The sequence below is a fragment of the Leptothoe sp. PORK10 BA2 genome (genome assembly GCF_034932105.1).
In the GTDB taxonomy this organism is placed as follows: Bacteria; Cyanobacteriota; Cyanobacteriia; order Phormidesmidales; family Phormidesmidaceae; genus Leptothoe.
On the sequence record NZ_JAYGIG010000035.1, the window covers coordinates 16,992 to 31,067 of the forward strand.

14 protein-coding genes are annotated in these 14,076 nt (G+C 52.3%); 7 read left to right on the forward strand and 7 right to left on the reverse strand.

All coding sequences use genetic code 11. From position 1 onward, the window contains the following. Positions 1-99 precede the first annotated feature (99 nt). Positions 100-1,395, forward strand: coding sequence for an adenylosuccinate lyase (gene purB / locus VB741_RS10355; protein ID WP_323365096.1), 1,296 nt, complete (start codon positions 100-102; stop codon positions 1,393-1,395). 592 nt (positions 1,396-1,987) lie between these two features. Here purB and tatA read toward each other — a convergent pair. Together tatA and VB741_RS10365 are read right to left on the reverse strand one after the other, a co-directional pair. Next, positions 1,988-2,179: a twin-arginine translocase TatA/TatE family subunit gene (gene tatA, locus VB741_RS10360; protein ID WP_323365097.1), complete on the reverse strand. Its 192-nt coding sequence runs from the start codon at positions 2,177-2,179 to the stop codon at positions 1,988-1,990. 85 nt (positions 2,180-2,264) lie between these two features. Then, positions 2,265-2,558 (reverse strand): hypothetical protein, encoded by a 294-nt coding sequence (locus VB741_RS10365; RefSeq protein ID WP_323365098.1) that lies wholly within the window; start codon positions 2,556-2,558, stop codon positions 2,265-2,267. 211 nt (positions 2,559-2,769) lie between these two features. On the opposite strand from VB741_RS10365, the gene VB741_RS10370 reads away from it, so the two are divergent. Continuing rightward, complete coding sequence (locus tag VB741_RS10370; protein ID WP_323365099.1) at positions 2,770-3,762, forward strand: glycosyltransferase; 993 nt, start codon at positions 2,770-2,772, stop codon at positions 3,760-3,762. Between the two features lie 22 nt (positions 3,763-3,784). Here VB741_RS10370 and VB741_RS10375 read toward each other — a convergent pair whose 3' ends face one another. Further along, the gene (locus VB741_RS10375) at positions 3,785-5,194 is read right to left on the reverse strand and encodes a phospholipase D-like domain-containing protein (RefSeq protein WP_323365100.1); all 1,410 of its coding nucleotides are present in this window, start codon (positions 5,192-5,194) and stop codon (positions 3,785-3,787) included. A 183-nt stretch (positions 5,195-5,377) separates the two neighbouring features. Here VB741_RS10375 and VB741_RS10380 point away from each other — a divergent pair, with 183 nt between their 5' ends. The 3 genes from VB741_RS10380 to VB741_RS10390 all read left to right on the forward strand — a co-directional run bounded on the left by VB741_RS10380 (position 5,378) and on the right by VB741_RS10390 (position 8,448). Continuing rightward, a complete protein-coding gene (locus VB741_RS10380; protein ID WP_323365101.1) occupies positions 5,378-5,896 on the forward strand; it encodes a Ycf51 family protein in 519 nt (172 codons plus the stop codon). A gap of 195 nt (positions 5,897-6,091) precedes the next feature. Next, complete coding sequence (locus VB741_RS10385) at positions 6,092-7,252, forward strand: iron-containing alcohol dehydrogenase family protein (protein ID WP_323365102.1); 1,161 nt, start codon at positions 6,092-6,094, stop codon at positions 7,250-7,252. Beyond that, positions 7,249-8,448 carry an aspartate aminotransferase gene (locus VB741_RS10390; RefSeq protein ID WP_323365103.1) on the forward strand — a complete coding sequence of 400 codons (1,200 nt, stop codon included), beginning with the start codon at positions 7,249-7,251 and terminating at the stop codon, positions 8,446-8,448. The genes VB741_RS10385 and VB741_RS10390 overlap by 4 nt, the downstream gene beginning before the upstream one ends. On the opposite strand, the gene VB741_RS10395 is transcribed toward VB741_RS10390, so the two are convergent. The 3 genes from VB741_RS10395 to VB741_RS10405 all read right to left on the reverse strand — a co-directional run bounded on the left by VB741_RS10395 (position 8,438) and on the right by VB741_RS10405 (position 10,386). After that, complete coding sequence (locus VB741_RS10395) at positions 8,438-8,866, reverse strand: pentapeptide repeat-containing protein (protein ID WP_323365104.1); 429 nt, start codon at positions 8,864-8,866, stop codon at positions 8,438-8,440. The genes VB741_RS10390 and VB741_RS10395 overlap by 11 nt on opposite strands. After that, on the reverse strand, positions 8,838-9,557 hold the full coding sequence (locus VB741_RS10400; protein ID WP_323365105.1) for a DUF456 domain-containing protein: 720 nt from the start codon (positions 9,555-9,557) through the stop codon (positions 8,838-8,840). The genes VB741_RS10395 and VB741_RS10400 overlap by 29 nt, the downstream gene beginning before the upstream one ends. A 121-nt stretch (positions 9,558-9,678) precedes the next feature. Further along, a complete protein-coding gene (locus tag VB741_RS10405; protein ID WP_323365106.1) occupies positions 9,679-10,386 on the reverse strand; it encodes a DUF1995 family protein in 708 nt (235 codons plus the stop codon). Positions 10,387-11,231: 845 nt separating this feature from the next. Here VB741_RS10405 and VB741_RS10410 point away from each other — a divergent pair. Both VB741_RS10410 and VB741_RS10415 read left to right on the forward strand, forming a co-directional pair. Next, positions 11,232-11,411 (forward strand): DUF4278 domain-containing protein, encoded by a 180-nt coding sequence (locus VB741_RS10410; protein WP_323365107.1) that lies wholly within the window; start codon positions 11,232-11,234, stop codon positions 11,409-11,411. Between the two features lie 225 nt (positions 11,412-11,636). Continuing rightward, entirely contained in the window at positions 11,637-12,152 is a 516-nt protein-coding gene (locus tag VB741_RS10415; RefSeq protein WP_323365108.1) for a hypothetical protein, read from the forward strand. Between the two features lie 553 nt (positions 12,153-12,705). Here VB741_RS10415 and VB741_RS10420 read toward each other — a convergent pair. Then, the gene (locus VB741_RS10420; RefSeq protein WP_323365109.1) at positions 12,706-13,962 is read right to left on the reverse strand and encodes a putative bifunctional diguanylate cyclase/phosphodiesterase; all 1,257 of its coding nucleotides are present in this window, start codon (positions 13,960-13,962) and stop codon (positions 12,706-12,708) included. Positions 13,963-14,076: the final 114 nt, after the last annotated feature.

Sequence of the window (14,076 nt, forward strand, 5' to 3'; positions counted from 1 at the left end):
TCACAAACGTGTAATCAAATCCTCACTATTATTAATTTCGATTTAGTAACCGGCAACCGCGCACTTACAATGGATCGGTTGTATCCTGCGACACTAGCCTTGATTGAACGTTACACCCTGCCCGAGATGGGCGAACTTTGGACCGACGAGTACAAATTCAAAACCTGGCTGCAGGTGGAGATCGCCGTCTGTGAAGCCCAAGCTGAATTGGGTCGGATCCCCCAAGCAGCGGTGGACGAAATCAAAGCCAAAGCCAATTTTGACGTGGCTCGGATTTTGGAAATCGAAGCGGAAGTTCGCCACGATGTGATTGCCTTTTTGACCAATGTCAACGAATACGTCGGGGATGCGGGTCGCTACATCCACTTGGGCATGACTAGCTCCGATGTGCTGGATACGGCGCTTTCCCTGCAGATTGTAGCCAGTCACAAGGTGATTTTGTCCCACGTGGAGCAATTAATCCAGGTAATTCGCAATCAGGCCCAGGATCATCGCAATACGGTGATGATTGGCCGCTCCCACGGTATCCATGCTGAACCCATGACCTTCGGCTTTAAGTTAGCGGGTTGGCTAGCGGAAGTCCTGCGCCACCGAGAGCGCCTGTGCCGGATCCAGGATGAAATTTCGGTGGGGCAAATTTCAGGGGCCGTCGGCACCTACGCCAACATCGATCCTGAAGTTGAAGCCCTTACCTGTCAGAAATTGGGTCTGAAGCCGGATACGGCCTCTACCCAAGTGATCTCGCGGGATGTCCATGCTGAGTTTATGACCACTCTGGCTGGGCTAGCGGCGTCTATCGAACGGTTTGCCGTGGAAATCCGTAACCTGCAGCGCACTGATGTACTAGAGGTGGAAGAGTTCTTTGCCAAGGGACAAAAGGGTTCTTCGGCTATGCCCCACAAGCGCAATCCGATTAAGTCGGAGCGGTTGACCGGTCTGGCCCGGATCATTCGCACCAATGCCCTGGCCGCCTTAGAAAATGTAGCCCTGTGGCACGAGCGCGATATTTCCCATAGCTCCGTGGAGCGGGTGATTTTTCCCGATAGCTGCATTTTGATGCACTTCATGCTGGTGGAGACCACCAAGCTGGTGCAAAACCTGCAGGTGTACCCCGAAAATATGATCCGCAACATGAACATGTATGGCGGTGTGGTCTTTAGCCAGCGGGTACTCCTATCCCTCGTGGAAAAAGGCGTGGGCCGTGAGGATGCCTATCGGATTGTGCAGGAATGCGCCCACGCGGCTTGGAACACGGAGGGAGGTAATTTTCAGGCGTTGATTTCCCAAGATCCTCAGGTAAAAGATAATCTATCGGCGGAGGAAATTGAAGCAGCGTTTAATCCTGACTACCAGCTGAGGAATCTAGATAAGGTCTATCAGCGCCTGGGGATTTAATTTAGGGGTATTCACTTCAGCCGGGAAATCCTGGTTAGGTAGGGAGTCAGAATCCAGGAGTCAGAACTCATTAGGGAGCTAGCTTCTGGCCCCTGACTCCTGACTTCTATCCTTGGGAAAACGTCCCGCTTTAAGTTGGTGCCCTAACTTAGGTGTTTGCTCGAAAAAGCTATACCGATTGAAAGCCCCCTTCTAGGGAAGTGGTTCCATAAAGCTATACCGATAGAAGGACCCCTTCTAGGGAAGGGCCCCCTTCTAGGGAAGGGCCCCCTTCTAGGGACGTAGTTCCATTGTCCCAACTAGGCATCATGGGGGTTCCCTCATTCTGGAGGGGATAAGATCAGAGCCCCCAGGATATAGCTCAAAGAGCGTTCACAAAAGGGGGTTGGGGGACCTGGTAAGAATATTTTCGGCAAAGAAAAATTCTTACCAGGAAACCGTAGGGCATTCCCGGTAAGGGTCCCAAAAACAGCCAAAAAAACAGGGAGATAATCAATTATCTCCCTGAAATGCCTACTATATGCTCACTAGACGCTGCTAGTAGTAAGTAGCTTTAACTTTTGCACTCACTACATGCACAGACTCTAATGATTTATCTTTGTTCCGGATCTTCTACATAGTCTGCATCTTCAAACTCGACTGCTGTTTCTGCATCCATCTCGTCTTTGAACCCGCGTAGGGTTTTCCCCAGGGCACTGCCGATTTCAGGAATTTTCTTAGGACCAAAAACTAAAACGGCGACGATGATAATAATGGACACCTCTGGCCAACCTAAACCGAACATGGCACCTTTCCACGAATATCCCAACTACTATACCGCAGTCAATCGGATAGTGGTCGAAAGTAGCGGCAGGGGAACCCTTGCGGGACTAAGCGTTATAGCGCTGTTCTAGCCATGTACGCAGGGCTTCTTCCGAATCAAATTGATGCTGGGCACCATTGACGGGGTCATGCACACACCAAAGATTTCCCTGTTTGGTTTCCTTGGTCCAAATCTGGGGCTGATTGCTGACGGCCAGGGCTTGCACTAACCAGGTGCCAGCGGTGCGTAGCCAATGGCTGGAGGCGGCCCTCAGCTCCTGGCCGGGGGTAGGCTGCCACAGTTGCTCTAGCTGACGACGCTGTACTTCAAGTTTTGGTAATTTGGAGGAATAGCTGTTCATGGACCCTCCTAAGGGACTAAGTGATTCGCATAACCCTAATCTAAGGATGAAATTTGGAATCAACAAAGCATGGAATAGATGGCAGGTATCGACAAAGGTAATAGAGGTGATTGCCCCAGACCCAGAAGGCCCCAGACATGCATCCTGACTAATGCCAGGATTGATGGCGTCAATCCTGTAGAATACTGAGCGCTCCCGTATCTCGTTTGCGATGAGAAAGCTTTATTTTCTCCTGCCTGGCACTACCCGCTCTTTTTATTGCGGGGGTCTGTTTGCGGAGTTGAATACCCTCAAGTTAGCCCAACAGATCTGTGAGGCTGAGGTGGTGACCTATCGTCAGCGGGAAGAGGCTCATCCATTTCTGGATGATCTGTTGCAACGGGGGGATCTCAGTCGCTGTATTTTTGTGGTTAGCTGGGGTTTTGATGTGCCCAAGCAGTTGGCCCAGCTCTCCCGTTGCCATGTGGTTTACCATGCCCACAGCTCTGGCTATGGCTTTTCGGTGCCGCCCCAAGTGCCGATCTTGTCTGTCAGTCGCAATACGATGGGGTATTGGGGGATGCGATCGCACAATTCCCTCCTCTACTGGCTGCCCAACCAACTTCCTCCAGAGGTGACCAACCGTCAGCTCGATCGACACATTGACCTGTTGGTCCAGGCCAGAAAATCGTCTGATTACGTCAACAACCAGCTCATACCCGCACTCAAAAAGAGATTCAATGTGGTGGTGGTGGACTCCTTTGTCGACGATCTAATGGGTCTCTTTAACCAAACCAAAATCTATCTCTATGATTCCGCCGAATATTGGGCGCAGTATGGCCTAACGGAAGGGTTTGGCCTGCCCCCCATGGAAGCCTTAGCCTGTGGCTGCCAGGTATTTTCCAGCGTTAACCATGCCCTGGCGGACTACCTTGACCCTGGTGAAAACTGTCATAAAATCGCCGGCTATGGCACCGGCTACGATGTGCAACGCATAGCCACGGTGCTAGAAAACTGGCAGCCTAACACCCTGCCCGACAGCTTTTTTGCCCCCTACCGTACCGAGCAACTCATCCCCCGGTTAGACACCATTCTCACCGAACTCAACCAATTCTTCGACTATCGGCAGCAGCACCCCTCAGATATTCCCAGTCTCACCCGCCAGCGGCGACTGTACCTGTTTTATAAACGGATACAAAGCAAGTTGAACAAGATGAGAAAATAAAGCTCTCTGCCGATCGGCCGATCTATAGGCCACATTTCTCTTCCATCTTTTTCATCTGCATCCCCAAATACTCCGTATGGCCTAGCTCAGCCAGTCTATAGAGTCGTTCAAACTCTTGTTTAAAGTGTTGGGCCACTGTTGCATTTTCAATGATTAACAGATTTTCATCATTTTTATGATTAGCCGCCTTACTCCAATTGTGGGACCCAATCATCACTGCCCGGTCATCCAGCAGGGCAAATTTGTGGTGTAACTTGTCGCCATCGGCTAATGCCGGATAGCCCACCGTCGTAATGGGGCTGGGCCAAAGGCGATTATCTTTTTCGTATTTGCAACGTTGATCGGGTAGGGCCACCCCCAACATGTCCAGGGCTTCACTGTGGTAGCGATAAATAAAGCTGCGGTCAATCAAGGTGCGCACCTGGATGGTGCGATGGGCCATTAAGGCATCGGCGATGCCCTGGTCGGTAAAGACAAAGAGGGCCAGATCCACCGATTGGCTCGCTTGGCCCAAGGCGTGGGCGATCAAACCATTGGTGGTCTGCTCCCAGGGGGTATCGGCCCGGTGGGGGGAAAACTGCACGGTGACCTGACCGGTGGGCAGCGCTACCGGTTGCAGGGGGCGCGCCGGTTTAGGAGAGCCAAAGAGGCTGTCGGACTCGCCTCCAGGACCGTCCCCCCACATTAAATTAAATTCATCGCTATAGGCGGCGGCTAGTGCGGGACTGTTGATCCGCAGCAGGGCATTGGCATTGCCCCGACTCTCGGGGGTGAGCCAGTCGCCGTGGAAATCCGACAGGGTAAAGTTGGCAGAGCCGGTGATCACCTGTTCACCGTCTACCACCATAAATTTGTGGTGCATTAAACCGCTGCCTTTGGTGCCATCGTCCGTATCGTTCACCATGAGGATATCCGCCTGTCGCAGCATCAGGATGGCATCCCGTTGGACCGCCTCATCTGGGGTGATGGTGCCGTCCCCATTCATGTCACCAAATGCAAACAAATTTTCGTATTTACCTCGACTGTGATCGTCCTGGCTGGCGATCCAGTTTGGGGGATGTTGGCTCCATGGCTCACTGTACTGATTTTCTAGCACCACCCTCACCTTTACCCCCGCCTGGAATCGATCGATCAAGGCTTGGGCCACCAAGGGTAGGTTCAGCTCTTGGACAGCCACATCAATGGATATGTCGGCCTGGTCAATGGCGTCGATCAGCATCTGTTCCAGGTTGTCGCCCGATCGTTGGATGCGGCGATAGGGATCTTTATAGCGGTTGGTTTCGGTCTGGTTAAGGAACACTTGAATGTGGGGGTCCTGGGGCAGGGGAGGGGGTTGACCTTCACCCCGTCGCCAACCGAGGGACATCAATCCGAGGCTGGCCAAACCTAGGGCCAGCAGACCTACGTGCCTCGCTTGCAATCGATTTAGCATTGCATCCTAATGATTTCTTTAGACCGTTATTAGTGAGCCCTGGAGCGGAGGCGAATTAGCGATCGCACCCATACGCCACCCGATGTCATATCAGTTGCCATCGCTCGCGTATCCCCTGATACGATTAATAACGCTATGCTGATTGAACACCGATCAAACATCTTAAAAAAGCGCTAGTTTGCTATGCCAACCCCTGCATTTTTTCTAGAAGCCACCAAATGGATGGGCCTCGCCACATTAGCCCTGGCAGCATTAACGGTACTGGCGTTTTTAGCCAAATGGGGTCTGCGGTTCCGGTTAGTGGGCATCAGCAGCTTTTGTGGTGTACTCACCGCCGGTTTACTGGGGCTGAGTTTTCAACCGTTAGTGCCCACCGCCATTGAGGGGTCGGTGCCCTACACGACGGTGTTTGATTCTGGCGCGGCTCAGTTGGTGATTACGGTCCCGCAGACTATTACGGATGAACAGCTGGAGGCCACCTTGCAGCAAGCGGCGGTGAATTCCTTTAACCCCAGTCGCTTGAGCGGTGGTACCAACGGGGCGATGATTCGAGCCCGCACCATTGTTCACCGTGAGCCGGGCATCTCTGATTTGATGTATGTGGGCCAAGTGGAGCCAGACTCTGCATCTGAGCTGGGCTACCGTGTGGTTCTGAATCGTTCTGTGTTGGCTCAGGCCCGAGCGGTAGTCCAGGGTAGCTAGGGGACGGACTGCAGATCTTTAGGGTCTTTGTCGATAGCTGCTCTGGGTAAAGTTTTACGGGTTTGGTCCCTCAAGTACTGGTCCCATGGGTGTCTGTTCGCTACAGCGTCTGCCCATGGGAATGGATGAGTCTCCCAAAGTGTTTTTCAGGTTATTAAACATCAAAACCAAGCATCAAATCTAAGCATCAACGCTATGTCTACGTTATCTACACTGATGGTGGCACCCGCCCAGGTGGTGCGAGGTTCAGGGATCTTGTCCCAGTGTGGTTCGCTGATTTCTAGATTGGGACGGCGGCCCCTGTTGGTGGGGGGAGATCGGACCCTGTCATCGGCAGCGCCCTTTTTAGTTGAGCTGTTAGAGGGACTGGAGGTAGCCCAGGGGTCCTACCGCTACGATTGTTGTGAAACCACCCTCACCCAGCTCCGTCAGACGGTGGAAGACCATGGCGCTGACCTGATTATTGGGGTGGGTGGGGGCAAAGCCCTGGATACGGCGAAACTGTTGGCCCATCAGGCCCAGCTGCCGGTGGTGACCATTCCCACCTCGGCGGCCACCTGTGCCGCTTGGACCGCCTTGTCCAATGTGTATTCTCGTCGGGGAGCCTTCCGCTACGATGTCGGCCTGCCAGTCTGTCCAGACTTGTTATTGCTGGATTACGACCTGGTGGCCACCGCACCTAAGCGTACCTTGGTGGCGGGCATTGGGGATGCGATCGCAAAGTGGTACGAAGCCTCCGTCAGCAGCGGCCATTCTGCCCAAACTCTAATTATTGGCGCCGTGCAACAGGCCCGGGTGCTGCGGGATATTCTCTTGCAAAAATCCGCCACCGCCCTAGAAAATCCGGGGGGTGAGGACTGGCGCGAAGTGGTGGATGCCTCGGTGCTGATGGCCGGTGTCATCGGTGGCTTGGGTGGTGCCCAGTGTCGTACCGTAGCCGCCCATGCGGTCCACAATGGCCTCACCCAAATTCCCGCTAGCCATGGCATGCTCCATGGAGAGAAAGTTGCTTATGGTATCTTAGTGCAACTGCGTTTAGAGGAAATGGAGTTGGGCAATTCTCTGGCGGTGACGTCGCGTCAGCAATTGCTGCAGTTTTATCAGCAAATTGGCCTGCCCATGACCCTCAGCGATTTAGGTTTAGGGGAGATGTCCTTGAACGATCTGCGGCAAGCGGCTGAGTTTGCCTGTCGGACTGGTTCAGACATTCACCACTTGCCCTTTGAGGTGACGGTTCCCCAGCTGATGGCGGCGATGGTGTCCACTAATGCCCCCTGTGGGCGATCCGAATCGTCCACAGCCAAATTATCCAATTCCCCATTATCATCACACCCATCATCAGGAGGTAAGGTATGACCGCAGCTAGGTTCAAACAGGCCCAGCGCCTAGAACAACTCCCCCCCTACGCCTTTGCGCGGTTGGATGAGCTGAAGGCCAGCGCCCGAGCCCAAGGCCTAGATTTGATTGATCTGGGTATGGGCAATCCCGGTGGTCCCACCCCTGCCCCCGTGGTAGAAGCGGCCCAAAAGGCCCTGGCCGATCCTAGCCAGCACGGCTACCCACCGTTTGAGGGCACCGCCAGCTTTCGCAATGCTATTACTGCCTGGTATGACCGGCGCTATGGGGTGACTCTCGATCCAGAGGGTGAAGCTTTACCCCTATTGGGTTCTAAGGAAGGTCTGACCCACCTGGCCCTAGCCTATTTGGACCCCGGCGATACGGTATTGGTACCCACGCCGTCCTATCCGGCCCATTTTCGGGGACCTGCGATCGCAAACGCCCACATCCATCCCCTCATGCTGACCGCAGAAAACGACTGGCTGATTGACATCAGCACCATTCCAGAAGATGTCGCCCGGCGGGCCAAGGTGCTGTACTTTAATTATCCCAACAACCCCACGGGAGCCACCGCCCCCCGCGCCTTTTTTGAAGAGATCGTCGCCTTTGCCCAGCACTACGAAATCATGCTGGTCCATGACCTGTGCTACGCCGAGCTAGCCTTCGATGGCTACCAGCCCACCAGCGTGCTCGAAATTCCCGGAGCCAAGGAAATCAGCGTCGAGTTCCACACCCTATCCAAAACCTACAACATGGCCGGTTGGCGGGTGGGCTTCGTCGTCGGCAACCGCCACATCATCCAAGGGCTGCGCACCCTTAAAACCAACCTCGACTACGGCATTTTCTCCGCCATCCAAACCGCCGCAGAAACCGCCCTCAATCTGCCCGATTCCTACCTCGAAGAAGTGTGCCATCGCTATAGCACCCGGCGAGACTGTCTGATTAAAGGGCTGGAGAGCCTTGGCTGGAATGTCCCCAAAACCAATGCCACCATGTACCTGTGGGTACCCTGCCCCCCCGAAATGACCGCCGCTGACTTTGCCTTTTATGTCTTGCAAAAAACCGGCGTCGTCGTTACCCCAGGCAGTGCCTTTGGCGAAGGCGGTGAAGGCTACGTGCGGGTCAGTCTGATTGCGGAAGAAGACCGGCTGAATGAGGCGATCCAGCGTCTAAAAGACGTGGGTGTCCGCTATCCTTCACCTGTTACGGTTTAGGTTTAAGCACACCCAAATCACCCATGGCCCACTCACAATTGCGGGCTAGCCTGAGCTGCATTGGCTCCAGGTAATTGGCGCTGCTAAAGTCAGCTTCCTTCACATCCGCCTGGCCAAAATAAGCCTGCTTAATCACGCTGTCCGCCAGATTCGCCTTGGCCAAATTGGCATGGCCAAAATAAGCCTCCGTCAGATTCGCCTGGGAAAGGTAGGCATGGTACAAATTGGCATCAGCCAAATAAGCCTGCTGTAGGTTACTACCGATCAGGCAACAGTGGCTCAGATTAGCCCCCTGAAAATTGGTCTCGCTCAGGTTGGCCTCAAACAGATAGGCATGGCTTAAATCAGCGCTGCTCAGGTAAGCCATCCGCAGGTCAAAGCCTGCCAAATCAGCCCCCTGTAGAGCTGCCGCCCTCAAATTGGGGCGAATGTGAGGATTCTGCTGGCGCCAACGGTGCCAAACCCTGGCTCCAGCGTGCAAAATTTCTAAATGTTCTGGGTGCGCCATGTTTGAAAACAATGGGGGGCTTCAGGTTGCTCAAAGGGTTGGACAACGCGGGGGTGGGCACTGTGGACCACGTTGCTACCAGGAACACGACCGTTGCAATAATAGATAGTATTCCAGAGATAACTTTGCCCAACAGGGAACTTACGACAATGGCCAAACTGACTTTGGCTCCCAGTTTGCATCGAGCACCTAGGGCCAAGTCACGGCGGTGGAGCATTTCACCGACAAAGGCCCCGGCCATGGAGCCAAACAACAGACCCACAATAGGACCGCCAATGGGCAGGGCGGGCAAAAAGCCCAACAGGCCCAAAACCATGCCCACCAAGGCACCTATCTGCCCCCAGTTGCTGGCTCCGACCTTTTTAGCCCCGAAGTAGCCCGCCAGGTAGTCAATGGCAGCAGTGACGACAAAAATGGCAATGGCTACCCCTAGGGCAATGACAACGGCCTTGCTAAAGCCTGCCACCAAACCCCACACCGCAATGGCTGCCACAATCAGCCCAATACCTGGAAATGCGGGAATGAATGCACCGAGAATGCCAGCTCCCATGACAATGAGCAGGACCCAATAGAGAATAAATAACCCTACAGTCGTCGTCATCTGTGTCTATCTAGTGGTGAATGCGCGCTTCTGTACTCTAACGGGGGATTGATCCGCCTGACAACAGGTTTTATTTCGGTATACCGTCCCTTTACCAGATTCGGTCGGCCCCCCGCTTCCCCTATTGGCTCAATGCCTTCAAAAACTTCTGCATTTCACCCAGCAGACTCTTTTTCGGCTTAGGTGCATCCTTGTCTTTTGTATCGCCATAAAGCATGGTTTCCAGGGCTTCACTGGACGGGCGTTCCGGCAGTTCGCCCTTGAGTTCATACTGGTCGCCCACCTCTTGCCAAATTTGCCAACCCTGGGGATGACGGCGGAGTACGGCGGCATCGGGCATGGGGCGATAGTAGTAGGCGGAGGTCAAGGTGCTTAAAAAACGTTCGCGGATTTGGCGGGCGGCGTAGCCAATGCCGACGACACTGACATCTTCTAGGGTGGGGTTGAGGATAATGACGGGGCGGTCTTGGGCGTCGTTACAGAGTTTTTCCACGTCCTCGACTTCCACGGAGGATGGGTTGACGATGAGCAAGGCTTCGTCATCGGGTTCGACGGTAGCCTGGATTTCGTTGATGCCGCGAATGGTGAAGTCTGGGTTATCCCAATCGCGTTTGGCTAGGGCGGCAGCTCCGGCATCGGGGAAAAGGACTTTGCACTGTAGGCCCAGGTCTTGGAACAGGCTAAGGAAGCGTTCGGCGATGGGTTGCTGCTTGAGTTCTGGGATCACCATTTCTACCTGCAGACGGGTGATGCCATCTGCGATCGCAGCCTTAGTGGAAGCGATGGCTTGATCGATGGTTTCCTCAAGGCTATTGGGCAGGTCAGACATGGTTAGGTTATTTATTCGTTCTCAGAAATCAATACCCTTGATTATCTTCTTTTTTGTCCCCCCAGGCATTTATTTGTGCCCCTAGGCGGTGATTCAACTATTGACCGGAGGGGTATCAACTTAAGCCGGGAAATCCTGGCTAGGTGGGGAATCCGGGGCCAGAAGCCAGAAGCCAGTGAGGCCCTGAATCCTGACTTCTGAATACTATCCTGGGGAAAACGTCCCGCTTTGAGTTGGCACCCCAATATTGCCCATGCATTCCCGTATCGGTGGACTCTATATAACGACACCCTCTGCTGTAATCAAAGTTACAACCTAATGAAAATTGATAGTTACGTAAGGAGACGATAGATTAACGCTGCAAGTATTCCTGTTTGCATGTCCCTCGGTCTATCTTAGATTCATATACAGAAGTCGTTATTCAATATCACTTTATATCTAAACCGAAGCCCTCCATGAGCCTTAAAACCCATGGAGGGCTTCTTATATGAAATCACGGCACGTGGATTGAGAGGCTTCACAGATAGAATCACGAGCGTATTCAGCAGAGTGAGTGATCCACACCACACCGAACATTAATCAAGATCACAAAACTTGCGCCGGAATTGATACGGGACGGTCTGTTGTCCTACTCAGAACAAACAACGTTCCCACCCATCACGATTTCGGAGCCTAACAACCATGACACCTACTCAAATCGAAGGATTTCAGGTTTGTCTCTGCCTTACCCTTGCCATGGTTACTTTGGTGCCGGTTCTGTGGTGGGTATTGCCTAACCGACAGCCTGCTGTCTAACCTCCAACCCATCAACGGTGCTCATCCCTTACAACATCAGGACTCTAACCATGAGACTCATCCATCTCGGTGCATTCTACTCTCCCTCTGGCCCCATGATCGAGACCGTTGAAACTGATACGGAACTTTGTTTCCGGGGTCGCCCATGCAAAATGAGAGCCCCTAAAACCATGCCCGCCCAGCCCGCTGTTCGCAGTCTCATCTATCGCGGCGTTCGCTACAGCGGCTAAGCCCAAATTTCAAAGTTAAATCGTGTTTCCACCAGCCTCTGACAGTCTTGTCAGGGGCTGTTTTATTGGTTTTTAGCGGCCCTGTGACCGCCATCACCACCATTCCTCAGCCAAATTCAGAAACCCCTTAAGCGACCCTCAGTTAACAGTCAGATGACGTTCAGGTAGCGGTTGCATTCTTGTAATCAATGAAGTCAACCACTGATTCCTCAAGGAGCTTTAACCATGAAACGCACTATCCTTTCCGCCTTAACTGTTCTTGTTGCTTCCGCTGCTTTGGCCCCCATCGCTGCCGCCGTTGAGCCCGCTAGTTTTAATCTGCAAGAAACTCGCCTAGAAGCCCTGGACGCCCGCACTAAGAACGACGTCCACAAACTCCGCATCGAGCACCTCAATCATCAGACCAAAGCCATCGAAGATATCCAAGCTACTCGGCTTGAGGCCCTAGACGCCCGCACCAAGGCTGTCGAGAATATCCAGGCTGAGCGCTTAAATGCCCTGGATGCTAGGACCAAAGCCGTTGATAACATCCAAGCTGAGCGTCTAAACGCCCTGGACGCTCGGACTAAGAACGACGTTCATAAGCTACGGATTGAGCACCTGAACAACCAGACCAAAGCCGTTGAAGATATTCAGGCTGAGCGGTTAAATGCCCTGGATGCTCGGACCAAGGCTGTCGACAACATTCAAGAAGCTCGCCTCGATGCCCTGGATGCTCGGACTAAGTCCGTCGTCCGCTGACAGATTTCTGAGCTGTTGCAGCACTCAGGTTAACCAGCTTGGGTGCCCAGTGCAGACTCCGTAATCTGTGAAAGCTTCATTCGCAGGGCACCCTTTTCTACTCAGACTCTCTACACACAACCCAAGCCTCTACCGATAGGGTAGAGGCTTTTTGGGGTGAGAGTGAATGCTTTGAGTGGATAACGACATCCCGATTCCACAAGCGGATCAATGTGCATTGAGTTACCGCAGGTAAGACGGTCAGACTTTAACATGCCGGTGTGAGCACACGGGCACAATGACTTAGTTTCTCATCTGCTAAGGTGGCAACTGGTGGCACTCCGAATACTACGAATTTGTAGGTTAGATGATGGGTTGCTTTGGCGAAGCCACTCCTGCGGAGTATTGCAAGTTCGAGCAGACCTTGACCCGCTGCCAGTGGTGCAACTAATCGAAGCACAATACTTGGAACGTTCCGCTGAGTTAGTAGAACATGGAGTCCCTAAGCAGTTTTCCCCGTGCCTGTCAGGCATGGGGAAAACTGGGTACTCACGCTGCTGTTAAGCATACGATCTCAATCGATCAACCTGCGATACGACTTATTCGCTAAAAAAGTTTCTGCCTGTACTGAATTCATCGGACGAGTAAATAAGAAACCCTGAATATAGCGGCAACCAAGCTCCATAATGATATGCAATTGCTCCATCGTTTCTACGCCTTCGGTAACAACTGTCAGATTCAAAGCTCCGGCCATCGCAATGATCGAGCGAATTAACTCTTTGCTTTCCTTACTGGTTGCCAAATCTCTCACAAAACTACGATCGATTTTAATGCCATGGATTGGATACTTGGCTAGATAACTCAGCGATGAGTATCCCGTTCCGAAATCATCAACAAAAATGTTGAATCCAAGCTTGTTCATTTCGTTCAGATTTTTCATGACTAGCCCAGAATCTGCAAGCAAATAGCTCTCAGTAATTTCGAGCACAACGTCGTGGGGACTAATATTTGACACATCAATCATGCTCAGCAGAAAGGGCACGATATCCGATCTTTCGAGTTGACTGCAGGAAAGGTTCACATTGAATTTCTGATGGGGACTGGTGATGCCATTCTCTCGCCATTGACAAAATTGTTTGCAAGTCTTATCGAATACGAATCGGTCAATTTCTATAATCAGCCCCAATTCTTCCGCGAGGGGAATAAATCTACCTGGCGAGATAATACCTTTTTCTGGATGCACCCAGCGCACCAAAGATTCGATCGAAAAGATAACGGACTCTTGAAGGTCGACGATTGGTTCAAAGTTGATGCGAAACTGTTTCTCACAAACGGCGATCTTTAATTCTCCTTCTAACTCAATTTTTTCCAGATGCTCCGTACGCATCTCTTCGTCGAAAAGTTGATAGCAGTTGCCTGTTGTCTTGGCGCGATACATGGCAATGTCCGCATCACGAAGTACATCATCAGCGGATTGGTATGACATATCAGCTAAGACAATGCCAACACTCGCAGAAATAGAAATCTCGGTGTCATGAATTCGAATGGGTTGAACGAATGCATCGTTAATTCGCTGTGCGAGGTTAACCGCTTCGGACTCGTCCAGATTACCCAAAAGCATCACGAATTCATCTCCACCCAAGCGAGCGAAGCATATCGTATCGCTAATAAGTGCTGACAAGCGATTAGTCACATGGATCAACACTTTATCTCCAGCCAGATGACCAAACCTGTCATTAATTTGCTTGAAACGGTCGAAGTCGATGAAGAAAACACATAGTCTCAAGTCTGCATCGGTGCCTAGTTGAACTAAGCACCTGTAACTACTCAGGCTGGGGTAGGAGAGTTATAGGGTTTCCAGAGAACAATCCCATGAGGGCATCCAGAACGTTATGCCCCTGTTTGCGTAGAGTGGATAGGTAACCGCGAATACGGCAGAACATCC

Coding starts and splice junctions, on each gene's coding strand:
- tatA (WP_323365097.1), bottom strand. CDS start 2,179: ATGTTCGGTTTAGGTTGGCCAGAGGTGTCCATTATTATCATCGTCGCC.
- VB741_RS10365 (WP_323365098.1), bottom strand. CDS start 2,558: ATGAACAGCTATTCCTCCAAATTACCAAAACTTGAAGTACAGCGTCGT.
- VB741_RS10370 (WP_323365099.1), top strand. CDS start 2,770: ATGAGAAAGCTTTATTTTCTCCTGCCTGGCACTACCCGCTCTTTTTAT.
- VB741_RS10375 (WP_323365100.1), bottom strand. CDS start 5,194: ATGCTAAATCGATTGCAAGCGAGGCACGTAGGTCTGCTGGCCCTAGGT.
- VB741_RS10380 (WP_323365101.1), top strand. CDS start 5,378: ATGCCAACCCCTGCATTTTTTCTAGAAGCCACCAAATGGATGGGCCTC.
- VB741_RS10385 (WP_323365102.1), top strand. CDS start 6,092: ATGTCTACGTTATCTACACTGATGGTGGCACCCGCCCAGGTGGTGCGA.
- VB741_RS10390 (WP_323365103.1), top strand. CDS start 7,249: ATGACCGCAGCTAGGTTCAAACAGGCCCAGCGCCTAGAACAACTCCCC.
- VB741_RS10400 (WP_323365105.1), bottom strand. CDS start 9,557: ATGACGACGACTGTAGGGTTATTTATTCTCTATTGGGTCCTGCTCATT.
- VB741_RS10405 (WP_323365106.1), bottom strand. CDS start 10,386: ATGTCTGACCTGCCCAATAGCCTTGAGGAAACCATCGATCAAGCCATC.
- VB741_RS10410 (WP_323365107.1), top strand. CDS start 11,232: ATGAGACTCATCCATCTCGGTGCATTCTACTCTCCCTCTGGCCCCATG.
- VB741_RS10415 (WP_323365108.1), top strand. CDS start 11,637: ATGAAACGCACTATCCTTTCCGCCTTAACTGTTCTTGTTGCTTCCGCT.